Here is an 11387-nt window from a genome sequence, read left to right on the forward strand (position 1 = left end):
CGGGGCGTCCCGCTGGTCCTCGCTCACTTGGCGGTGTTCGCCACGAGCCGCTCGACGGCGTCGACGGCCTCGCCGACGGCCGCCGGGTTCTGGCCGCCGCCCTGGGCGACGTCCGGCTTGCCGCCACCGCCGCCGCCGAGGGTCTTGGCGGCGGCGCGGACCAGGTCACCGGCCTTGAGGCCGCGCTCGCGGGCGGCCTCGTTGGTGGCGATGACCGTGAGCGGCTTGCCGTTGCTCACGGTGAACAGGGCGACGACGACGGCCCGGCCGCCCTGGATGCGGCCGCGCACGTCGAGGACCAGCTTGCGCAGGTCGTCCGGAGTGGTGCCGTCGGGGACCTGGCCGGTGACGAGGGCGATGCCGTGGACGTCCTTGGCGGACCCGGCGAGACCGGCGGCGGCCTGGAGGACCTTCTCGGCGCGGAACTTCTCGATCTCCTTCTCGGCGTCCTTGAGCTTGCCGAGCATGGCGGAGACCTTCTCCGGAAGCTCCTCCGGGCGGCCCTTGATGAGCTCCTGGAGCTGGGCGACGACCGTGTGCTCGCGGGCGAGGAAGTTGTAGGCGTCCACGCCGACCAGGGCCTCGATACGACGCACGCCGGAGCCGATGGACGATTCGCCGAGCAGCTTCACCAGGCCCAGCTGGGCGGTGTTGTGCACGTGGGTGCCGCCGCACAGCTCCTTGGAGAAGTCGCCGATGGTGACGACGCGCACGCGCTCGCCGTACTTCTCGCCGAACTCGGCGATGGCGCCCTGCTTCTTGGCCTCGTCGATGCCCATGACGTCGGCGCGCACGTCGAGGTCGCGGGCGAGCACCTCGTTGATCTTCTGCTCGACGTCGGTCATCACGGCCGTCGGTACGGCGGACGGGGAGCCGAAGTCGAAGCGGAAGCGGCCGGGCTGGTTCTCGGAGCCGGCCTGGGCGGCCGTCGGGCCGAGGGCGTCGCGCAGCGCCTGGTGGGTGAGGTGGGTGGCCGAGTGGGCGCGGGCGATGGCCGTGCGGCGGCGGCCGTCGATGGAGGCGTGGGCCTTGGCGCCGACGGTGACCTCGCCCACCTGGACGACGCCCTTGTGGACGTACACGCCCGGCACCGGCTTCTGGCAGTCGCGGATCTCGATGACGGCGCCGGTGTCGACCTTGATGCGGCCGGTGTCGCCGATCTGGCCGCCGCCCTCGGCGTAGAAGGGGGTGCGGTCGAGGACGATCTCGACCTCGTCGCCCTCGGTGGCGGCCGGGGAGGAGGCGCCGTCGACGAGGATGCCGACGATCGTGGACTCGCTCTCGGTGTCCGTGTAGCCGACGAAGTCGGTGGCACCGGCCTGGTCGGCGATCTCCCGGTAGGCGCCGGCGCCGGCGTGGCCGGTCTTCTTGGCCCGGGCGTCGGCCTTGGCGCGCTCCCGCTGCTCCTTCATCAGGCGGCGGAAGCCGTCCTCGTCCACGGTCAGGCCCTGCTCGGCGGCCATCTCCAGGGTGAGGTCGATCGGGAAGCCCCAGGTGTCGTGGAGCAGGAAGGCCTTGTCGCCGGCGAGGACGGTGCCACCGGTGGCCTTGGTGTCGCTGACGGCGGTGTCGAGGATGTTGGTGCCGGCCTTCAGCGTCTTGAGGAAGGCGTTCTCCTCGGCGAGGGCGACCTTCTCGATGCGCTCGCGGTCGGTGATCAGCTCGGGGTACTGCTGCCCCATCATCCCGATCACGACGTCGACCAGGTCCTTGACGACCGGACCGGTGGCGCCGAGCAGGCGCATGTTGCGGATGGCGCGGCGCATGATGCGGCGCAGCACATAGCCGCGGCCCTCGTTGCCGGGGGTGACGCCGTCGCCGATGAGCATCACGGAGGTGCGCATGTGGTCGGTGACCACGCGCAGGGAGACGTCGGAGGCGTGGGCGTCGCCGTAGGCCACGCCGGTCAGCTCGGTGGCCTTCTCGATGACGGCCATGGAGGTGTCGATCTCGTACATGTTCTGCACGCCCTGCAGAATCATGGCGAGCCGCTCCAGGCCGAGGCCCGTGTCGATGTTCTGGCTCGGCAGGTCACCGAGGATCGGGTAGTCCTTGCCCGGACCCTCGCCCCGCTCGTACTGCATGAAGACGAGGTTCCAGATCTCCACGTACCGCTCGTCGTTGACGGCGGGGCCGCCCTCGACGCCGAACTCGGGGCCGCGGTCGTAGTTGATCTCGGAGCAGGGGCCGCAGGGGCCGGGGACGCCCATGTCCCAGTAGTTGTCCTTCTTGCCCAGCCGCTGGATGCGCTCGGACGGGACACCCACGACGTCGTGCCAGATGCGCTCGGCCTCGTCGTCGTCCTGGTAGACGGTGATCCACAGGCGCTCGGGGTCGAGGCCGTAACCGCCCTTGTCCTGGGAGCTGGTGAGCAGCTCCCAGGCGTACTTGATGGCGCCTTCCTTGAAGTAGTCACCGAAGGAGAAGTTGCCGCACATCTGGAAGAACGTGCCGTGGCGGGTGGTCTTGCCGACCTCTTCGATGTCGGGTGTGCGCACGCACTTCTGCACGCTGGTGGCGCGGTCGAAGGGCGGCTTGACCTCGCCCAGGAAGTAGGGCTTGAAGGGCACCATGCCGGCCGGGACGAGCAGCAGAGTCGGGTCGTCCGCGATGAGCGACGCCGAAGGGACGACGGTGTGCCCGCGCTCCTCGAAGAAGCTCAGCCAGCGGCGGCGGATCTCGGCCGACTCCATCAGTGGTCCTCATTCCGGTTGTACGGGTACGTCTTGTACGTCTCGTGCGTCTGGTGCGTCGACTTCCGCGCCGGGCCCTCGACGTACTTGGGGCTGTTGCGGTTCTCGATGACGGCGTAGCTCCGGGGCGCGGGGAGTTCGCGGTCGACGGGGGCGTTGAGTCCCAGCGCGTCGCCCAGTTCGGCTTCCCGCCGGGCCATGTTGTCGCGGACCTCGAGCGCGAAGTCGACCGCGCGGTCCTTGAGCCGTCCGCCCGCCTCGATCGCCTTGTTCGCCGCGGCGACGGCGAGGTGCTCGGGCGTCAGCTGCTTGATCTTGCGGTTGACCTTGGTGGTGGCCCACACTCCGGCGGCGACGCCGCTGGTGAACCAGAACGTTCGGCGGAACATCGCTGGGTCAGTCCCTCTTTCCCCGGGTCCGCTTGTCACGCCGCGCGCCCGGGACGGTGCGGCCCACGATCACGTCGCGCCTCGGCTCCTTGGCCGGGGCGTCGTCCTTGCGGCCGCTGACGGCCCGGCGCACGCCGTAGCCGAAGGCCGCGACCTTGACCAGGGGGCCGCCGAAGGTGGAGGCCACGGTGGTCGACAGCGCGGAGGCGTTGGAGGTGACCTCCTGGACGTCGGAGGCGATCGCGTCGACCCGTTCGATCTGGGTCTGCGCGGAACGCACCGCCGCCGAGGCGTCCGCCAGCAGGGGGACGGCCTGGTCGGTCACGTCCGCCACGAGTCTGGTGGTCGCCCGTAGCGTCTGGGCCAGCCTCGCCAGCGCGACGGCGAGGAAGGAGACCAGGATCGCCCAGAACACGGCCACCAGGATTCCGGCCACCTCGCCACCGGACACTGTGTGCACCCGCTCCCTTGAAACGCGCCTGAACATCGAGAAGTCGTGGGGTCGAGCCTATCGCGCCGGTGACGGGACTCCGTACCGGATTACCGTCCGCCACCGGCGGAGGCGCCATACGGAGCGGCACGGAGCGAGTCGAGCCCGCCGTCTCCCGCCGGGAAGGGCGGGGAGACGGCGGGCTCGGGATACCGCGTGCCTGCTGGGATCAGCGGGCGTAGTACTCGACGACGAGCTGCTCGTCGCAGATCACCGGGATCTCCTTGCGGTTCGGCTCACGGTCCAGGCGGAACGCCAGGGACTTGAGGTTCACCTGGAGGTAGCGCGGGGTCTCACCGTCGGGGGCGAAGCCGCCTTCACGGGCGATCGTGAAGAGGGTCTTCTCCTTGGAACGGTCGCGGACCTGCACGACGTCGTCCGGGCGGACACGGAAGGAGGGCTTGTCGACCTTCTTGCCGTTGACCTGGATGTGGCCGTGGACGACCATCTGGCGGGCCTGGTAGATCGTGCGGGCGATGCCCGAACGCAGGACCAGCGCGTCGAGACGGCGCTCGAGCTCGATGATCAGGGCCTCGCCGGTCTTGCCCTGCACCTTGGAGGCACGCTCGTAGGCGCGGACGAGCTGACGCTCGGACACGTCGTACTGCGCGCGCAGACGCTGCTTCTCCAGCAGACGGACCTTGTAGTCCGAGTTCTGCTTGCGGCCACGGCCGTGCTCACCCGGCGGGTAGGGGCGGGCCTCGAAGTACTTGACGGCCTTCGGGGTCAGCGCGATGCCGAGGGCACGCGACTTCTTGACCTTGGGGCGGGACTGGTTCGCCACTTCTTTTCCTTTTCCTTTTCGGCTGCCTCAGGGGTTACGGGAGGTCGCATCCGCAGCCGGGGAATTCCCCTCAGGCCCACGAGGGACTTGATGGGCAGCCGCTCCCCTGGTCTGGGCACATACGTGCAGCACACGAACGGCCCACCGACCGGTCCCGGGACTGACGGGGGGTGGTGGGCTGCCCGCGACACCTACGACGGTGCGCGACGCTCCTGGATCGAAGATCCGGCTGGGTGTCCCGCCTGAGGCGCCGACCGGGGCCGGACACGGGACTCAGCACTTCGACCGAGTCTACAGGGTGGTCAGGACCGCTTCCGACCGAGGTGCTTCCTGGTCCACTCCACCGCGTCCGCGTACCGCGCCTCCGCGCCGTGCCGGGTGGGCTCGTAGTACGCGCGGTCCTTCAGCGCGTCCGGTGCGTACTGCTGTGCGGCGATGCCCTCGGGCAGGTCGTGCGGGTACACGTACCCCTGTGCGTGCCCCAGTTCGGCCGCGCCCTTGTAGTGCCCGTCGCGCAGGTGCGGCGGCACGGGTCCGGCCAGTCCCTTGCGTACGTCGTCCAGGGCGGCGCCGATCGCCGTGGTGGCGGCGTTGGACTTGGGCGCGAGGGCGAGGGCGATGGTGGCGTGGCTGAGGGTGAGGGCGGCCTCGGGGAAGCCGATCATGGCGACAGCCTGGGCGGCGGCGACGGCGATCGGCAGCGCGTTCGGGTCGGCGAGGCCGATGTCCTCGCTGGCGGAGATCATCAGGCGGCGGGCGATGAAGCGGGGGTCCTCGCCGGCCTCGATCATGCGGGCCAGGTAGTGCAGGGCGGCGTCCACGTCCGAGCCTCGGATGGACTTGATCAGGGCGCTGGCGACGTCGTAGTGCTGGTCGCCGTCGCGGTCGTACTTCACCGCGGCCCGGTCGACCGTCTCCTCCAGCGTGGCCAGGGTTATCTCCGGCTCGCCCTTGTCGAGCGCGGCCCCGGCGGCGGCCTCCAGGGCGGTGAGCGCGCGGCGGGCGTCGCCGCCGGCGATACGCAGGAGGTGGTTCTCGGTGTCCCCGGGAAGCGTGACGGCGCTCTTCAGGCCCCGCTCGTCGGTGAGGGCGCGCTTCAGCAGGTCCCGGATGTCGTCGTCGGTGAGCGGTTCGAGGGTGAGCAGCAGGGACCGGGAGAGCAGCGGGGAGATGACCGAGAAGTACGGGTTCTCGGTGGTCGCGGCGATCAGGGTGACCCAGCGGTTCTCCACGGCCGGGAGCAGGGAGTCCTGCTGGGCCTTGCTGAACCGGTGGATCTCGTCGAGGAAGAGGACGGTCTCCTGGCCGTACCCGCCGGAGGCGCGGCGGGCGCCTTCGATGACCGCGCGGACCTCCTTGACGCCCGCGGTGATCGCCGACAGCTCGACGAAGCGCTTGTTGGTGGCCTTGGAGACGACGTGGGCCAGGGTCGTCTTCCCGGTACCGGGCGGCCCCCACAGGAACACCGACGACGGCCCCGCGGGGCCCGAGGCGCCCTCGCCGACCAGTCTGCGCAGGGGGGAGCCCGGCTTCAGCAGGTGCCGCTGGCCCACCACCTCGTCGAGGGTGCGCGGGCGCATCCGGACCGCCAGGGGGCTGCCGGTCGGGTCCTTCTCCTGGCGTTCTTCTGCTGCGGCGGTGAACAGGTCGGGCTCCACGCTGAAACCCTAAGGCACCGCACCGACAGCCCGGGGCGGGCGGTCAGCTGGTCCAGAACTCCCACCAGCGGGTCAGGATCAGCATGCCGATGATGCCGATGTGCAGGACCGGCAGGACCCAGGTGAACTCGCCGAAGAAGCTCTTCAGCCAGCCCGGGGCGGGCAGGAGACCCTGGCGGATGTTGAACGACGTCACGTACCAGAACATGATGATCGTGGCGACCCAGGCCAGGCAGCACCACAGGCACAGGGCGTTGATCCGGTACAGGGACTGGAACATCAGCCAGGCGCAGAAGACGGTGCCGAAGAGGGTGCCCGCGTTGAACGTGAGCCAGTACCAGCGCGGGAAGCGGGCCCCGGCGAGCAGACTGATGCCGACGCAGACGACGATGCCGTAGGTGACGAGGCCGAGCATCGGGTTGGGGAAGCCGAAGACGGAGGCCTGGTCGCTCTCCATGACGCTGCCGCAGGAGACGACGGGGTTGAGGCTGCAGCCGGGGACGAACGTCTCGCCCTTGACCTTGGCCTCGAGCAGCTTGAACTTGTCGAGCGTGATCACCCACGCGGCGAGCACACCGGCGGCGCCGGTGATCACCAGGAGCAGGGCGAGCGCCCGGCTCGCGCCTTCCGCGCGCGGTGCGGAGGCGGTGCGCCGCGGTGCGGCCGAGGGTTCGGGCTCCATGTCGACGTCCCTGACTGTCGTCTTGCTCATCACGCCGATTCCGTCACTGGGGAGTGTGGACCTGCTTCGGGCAGGGGCCATTGTGCCGTACGGGGCTGCGGGTTCGCTGTTGTGCGGGCATAAGGACATACCGGTGTTGGCCCGTGAGTGTGCGGTTCCGGCCGATGTCCGCGGGACGGCCGCGCATACGCTCCGTCCTGGATCATTCGGTCGGGTGAAGCCATCCGTACGCGTTGACGACGAAGGCGCCGGTGCCCTGTGCGGGCATCCGACGCCTTCTTTCGTACGAGGGGGTCAGCCGAGCCGTGACTCCAGTTCCGCCACGATCTCGTTGACGCCGACCGCCGTCTGCTCACCGGACTCCATGTCCTTGAGCTGGACGACGCCCTCGGCGAGGTCGCGTTCACCGGCCACGATGGTGTAGCGGGCGCCTGAGCGGTTGGCGTTCTTCATGGCACCCTTGAGGCCCTTGCCGCCGTAGCTGAAGTCCGCGGCCACGCCGTTCTTGCGCAGTTCGGTGACCTTGGCGAACAGCACCCGGCGGGCCTCCTCGCCGAGCGGTACGGCGAACACGCTGGTGGTGGCGGGGAGTTCGAGCTCGACGCCCTCCGCCTCCAGGGCCAGCACCGTGCGGTCGACGCCCAGGGCCCAGCCGACCGACGGCAGCGCGGGGCCTCCGATCATCTCGGACAGGCCGTCGTAGCGGCCGCCGCCGCCCACCGCGGACTGGGAGCCCAGGCCGTCGTGGACGAACTCGAAGGTGGTGCGCGTGTAGTAGTCCAGGCCGCGCACCAGCTTGGGATCGTCCTCGAAGGAGACGCCCGCCGCCGTGATCAGCTCGCGGACCTCCTCGTGGTACGCCTTGCAGGCGTCGCAGAGGAAGTCGCGCAGCAGGGGAGCGCCGGTCAGCTGCTTCTGCACCGACTCCCGCTTGTCGTCCAGGACGCGCAGCGGGTTGATCTCCGCGCGGCGCAGCGTGTCCTCGTCCAGGTCCAGGCCGCGCAGGAAGTCCTGCAGCGCGGCACGGTACACCGGGCGGCACTCCTGGTCGCCGAGGCTGTTGAGCAGGATGCGGAAGTCACGCAGGCCCAGCGAGCGGTACGCCTGGTCGGCGAGGATGATCAGCTCGGCGTCCAGCGCCGGGTCCTCCGCTCCGATCGCCTCGGCCCCGACCTGGGAGAAGTGGCGGTAACGGCCCTTCTGGGGGCGCTCGTAGCGGTAGTAGGAGCCGGAGTACCAGAGCTTGACCGGGAGGTTGCCCGCCTTGTGCAGGTTGGCCTCCAGGGCCGCACGCAGCACGGAGGCGGTGCCCTCGGGGCGCAGGGCGAGCCGGTCGCCGCCCTTGGTCTCGAAGGCGTACATCTCCTTGGTCACGATGTCGGTGGACTCGCCGACACCGCGTGCGAACAGCTCGACGTTCTCGAAGCCGGGCGTCTCGATGTAGCCGTAGCCGGAACCCCGCAGCGGGGCGGCGATGGCCTCGCGGACGGCGAGGTACTTGGCGCTGTCCGGCGGGATCAGGTCGTACGTGCCCTTGGGGGCCTTGAAGGTGCTCACGGAAGTCTCTCGTCACATTCCTCGTCGGGGAGCCTCGGTCGTGGCTCCCTGGCCGGCGGCCACCTGCCGCAGATAGGGGTTGGTGGCGCGCTCCTGGCCGATGGTCGTCTGGGGGCCGTGGCCGGACAGCACCACGGTCGAGTCGTCGAGCGGCAGGCACACGCGGGCCAGGGACTCGAGCATGTCGTCCATGGAGCCGCCCGGCAGGTCGGTGCGTCCGATGGAGCCGGCGAACAGCAGGTCGCCCGAGAACATGACCGGCGGGATGTCCGCCGCCTCGGGCAGGCCGAAGGTCACCGACCCCTTGGTATGGCCCGGCGCGTGCGCGACGGAGAACGCGAGGCCCGCCAGCTCCAGCCGCGCGCCGTCGGTCAGCTCCTTGACGTCGTCCGGCTCCCCCACCGTCAGCTCGCCCATCAGCGGCATGCCGATGGCGCGGCCGATGCCCTTCTCGGGGTCGCTCATCATGTACCGGTCCTCGGGATGGATCCAGGCCGGCACGTCGTGCGCTCCGCAGACCGGGACGACCGAGGCGACGTGGTCGATGTGGCCGTGGGTGAGGACGACGGCGACGGGCTTGAGCCGGTGCTTGCGGACCGCCTCCGCGACGCCGTCGGCGGCCTGGTGGCCGGGGTCGATGATCACGCACTCCTCACCGGCGGCGGGGGCGACGAGATAACAGTTCGTCCCCCAGGCCCCGGCGGGGAACCCGGCAATGAGCACGATCGTCCTTCGTTGTGTCGGTACGGGAGGCTTGTGACGGGGCTGCGCCCGTGGTCAGAGCCTACCGGCGCTGCCGATTCCTCAGCGAACCCATATACGGTACGGGGCACACGCAGGCGGTCGGCTCACCGCACGCACGCACGCGTACCGGCCGGCACACGAGACGCATGAGGAGAGAACCCGGTGGTCAGCCAGGAACAGCGGCGGCGTCAGCTCGCCCGGGAGAAGTTCTTGCGGCAGCAGCAGCGGCGCACCGAAGCGCGTCGGAAGTCGCGGACGCGCAACTCGGTGATCGCGTCCGTGCTCGGCGTGCTCCTCGTGGGCGGCGTCACGCTGTACACGACAGGGGCGCTCGAGCAGGACGACGACAAGACCAACGCGAACGCGGAGGTCACGCCGAGTGCCTCGGCGCCGGACAAGGCGCCGGACCCGTGCGACAAGCCCGCGGAGGGCAAGGTCGAGACACAGACCTGGAAGAAGGAGCCGGCGCTCGCCATCGACAAGTCGGCGAAGTACACCCTGAAGCTGGACACGACCTGTGGCGAGATAGACGTGGCGCTGAAGGCGTCGGCGGCCCCGCACACGGTCAACTCGTTCGACTTCCTGGCGAAGAAGGGCTACTTCGACCACAGCAAGTGCCACCGGCTCACCACGAACGGCATCTACGTGCTGCAGTGCGGTGACCCGACGGGCACCGGTACCGGCGGTCCCGGCTACACGATCCCGGACGAGAACCTGAAGGACAAAAGCCTGAAGGACAACATCTACCCGGCGGGCACGGTCGCGATGGCCAACACCGGGCAGAAGGACAGTGGCGGCAGCCAGTTCTTCCTGGTCTACCAGGACAGCCAGCTTCCGCCCAGCTACACCCCGTTCGGCACCCTCTCGGACGCCGGCATGAAGGTGCTGAAGAAGATCGCCGGCGCCGGGGAGAGCACCGGAGCGGGTGATGGGGCGCCCAACGCGACGGTCGTGATCGACAAGGCGACCGTCATCGAATCCTGACCCCCAACTGCGAAATTTCGGTCGCGCGGGATGCGGACAGGCATCCCGTCGGTCGCCTATGTTGGCCGTGACGAAACTGTGGACGATGCCCGGGGGAGCTTCGAGAACCCCTCGACGGCATCATGTGGAGGAGGCGCTGTGAGCAGCGACCCGTGGGGCCGCGTCGACGAGACGGGGACCGTGTACGTGCGTACGGCCGACGGCGAGCAGGTCGTCGGTTCCTGGCAGGCCGGCTCCCCCGAGGAGGCGCTGGCCTACTTCGAGCGCAAGTACGAGGGCCTGGTTGTCGAGATCGGCCTCCTCGAGAAGCGAGTGAAGACCACCGACCTGTCGTCCAAGGACGCCCAGACCGCGATCGGGCACCTGCGCGAGCAGGTGGACGCGCACCACGCGGTCGGCGACCTGGACGCCCTCAGGGCCCGGCTGGACAAGCTCGTGGAGCTGGTGGAGGCACGCCGCGAGGAGCGCAAGGCACAGCGGGCCAAGCAGTCCGACGAGGCGCGGCACGCCAAGGAGGCGCTGGTCGTCGAGGCGGAGGAGCTGGCGCAGTCCGACCAGTGGCGGGCCGCCGGTGAGCGCCTGCGGTCCCTGGTGGACACCTGGAAGGGCCTGCCGCGGCTGGACCGCAAGTCGGACGACGAACTGTGGCACCGGTTCTCACACGCGCGGTCGGCGTTCTCCAAGCGGCGCAAGCAGCACTTCGCACAGCTGGACGCGCAGCGCGAGGACGCCCGCCAGGCCAAGGAGCGACTGGTCGCGGAGGCCGAGTCGCTGTCGAACTCGACGGACTGGGGGGCGACGGCCGCCCGCTACCGCGATCTGATGACGGAGTGGAAGGCCGCGGGCCGCGCCCAGCGCGAGCACGAGGACGATCTGTGGAACCGCTTCCGCGGCGCCCAGGACGTCTTCTTCGCCGCCCGCAGCTCGGTCTTCGCCGAGCGTGACGCGGAGCAGACCGAGAACCTCAAGCTCAAGGAGGAGCTGGCCGAGGAAGCCGAGAAGCTTCTGCCGATCACGGATCTGAAGGCCGCGCGGGCCGCGTTCCGCGGGATCAACGAGCGCTGGGAGGCCATCGGCCATGTGCCGCGGGACGCCCGGCCGAAGGTCGAGGGCCGGATGCACACCGTGGAGCGGGCCCTGCAGGAGGCCGAGGAGACCGAGTGGCGCCGGACGAACCCGGAGGCACGCGCGCGTGCCGCGGGTCTGACCGGTCAGCTCCAGGCCGCCGTGGACAAGCTGGAGGGCCAGATCGAGCAGGCCAGGGCGCAGGGCAACACCGCCAAGGCGGAGAAGCTCGAGCGGGAGCTGGAGGGCCGCCGGGCCCTGCTGGACCAGGCGCTGAAGGGTCTGCACGAGTTCGGCGGCTGAACTCTCGCACGGCACACGAAAGAGGGGCTCCCGTACCT

General features: G+C 70.0%; 10 protein-coding genes. 2 read left to right on the top strand and 8 right to left on the bottom strand.

Annotated elements, in window-relative coordinates; all coding sequences use genetic code 11:
• Window positions 1-23: 23 nt before the first annotated feature.
• The 8 genes from alaS to ACFXAE_RS17665 all read right to left on the bottom strand — a co-directional run bounded on the left by alaS (window position 24) and on the right by ACFXAE_RS17665 (window position 8976).
• Window positions 24-2693, bottom strand: coding sequence for an alanine--tRNA ligase (gene alaS, locus ACFXAE_RS17630; protein ID WP_384714996.1), 2670 nt, complete (start codon window positions 2691-2693; stop codon window positions 24-26).
• Window positions 2693-3082, bottom strand: coding sequence for a hypothetical protein (locus tag ACFXAE_RS17635; protein WP_384714999.1), 390 nt, complete (start codon window positions 3080-3082; stop codon window positions 2693-2695). Before ACFXAE_RS17635 ends, alaS begins: the two co-directional genes overlap by 1 nt.
• A 7-nt stretch (window positions 3083-3089) precedes the next feature.
• Window positions 3090-3542, bottom strand: coding sequence for a DUF948 domain-containing protein (locus ACFXAE_RS17640; RefSeq protein ID WP_384715001.1), 453 nt, complete (start codon window positions 3540-3542; stop codon window positions 3090-3092).
• Window positions 3543-3741: 199 nt separating this feature from the next.
• Window positions 3742-4356 (bottom strand): 30S ribosomal protein S4, encoded by a 615-nt coding sequence (gene rpsD / locus ACFXAE_RS17645; protein ID WP_145870366.1) that lies wholly within the window; start codon window positions 4354-4356, stop codon window positions 3742-3744.
• 302 nt (window positions 4357-4658) lie between these two features.
• Window positions 4659-6014, bottom strand: a complete 1356-nt coding sequence (locus tag ACFXAE_RS17650; protein ID WP_384715005.1) for a replication-associated recombination protein A — start codon at window positions 6012-6014, stop codon at window positions 4659-4661.
• A 43-nt stretch (window positions 6015-6057) separates the two neighbouring features.
• Window positions 6058-6726 (bottom strand): vitamin K epoxide reductase family protein, encoded by a 669-nt coding sequence (locus tag ACFXAE_RS17655; protein ID WP_384715008.1) that lies wholly within the window; start codon window positions 6724-6726, stop codon window positions 6058-6060.
• 264 nt (window positions 6727-6990) lie between these two features.
• Entirely contained in the window at window positions 6991-8253 is a 1263-nt protein-coding gene (hisS, locus tag ACFXAE_RS17660) for a histidine--tRNA ligase (protein ID WP_384715010.1), read from the bottom strand.
• A gap of 12 nt (window positions 8254-8265) precedes the next feature.
• Window positions 8266-8976 carry an MBL fold metallo-hydrolase gene (locus tag ACFXAE_RS17665; protein WP_384715013.1) on the bottom strand — a complete coding sequence of 237 codons (711 nt, stop codon included), beginning with the start codon at window positions 8974-8976 and terminating at the stop codon, window positions 8266-8268.
• 183 nt (window positions 8977-9159) lie between these two features.
• Here ACFXAE_RS17665 and ACFXAE_RS17670 point away from each other — a divergent pair, with 183 nt between their 5' ends.
• Window positions 9160-9981: a peptidylprolyl isomerase gene (locus ACFXAE_RS17670; protein ID WP_384715016.1), complete on the top strand. Its 822-nt coding sequence runs from the start codon at window positions 9160-9162 to the stop codon at window positions 9979-9981.
• Between the two features lie 138 nt (window positions 9982-10119).
• Entirely contained in the window at window positions 10120-11349 is a 1230-nt protein-coding gene (locus ACFXAE_RS17675; RefSeq protein WP_384715019.1) for a DUF349 domain-containing protein, read from the top strand.
• The last annotated feature ends 38 nt before the right edge of the window (window positions 11350-11387 follow it).

The sequence above is a fragment of the Streptomyces sp. NPDC059454 genome, from assembly GCF_042749965.1.
Classification (GTDB): Bacteria; Actinomycetota; Actinomycetes; order Streptomycetales; family Streptomycetaceae; genus Streptomyces.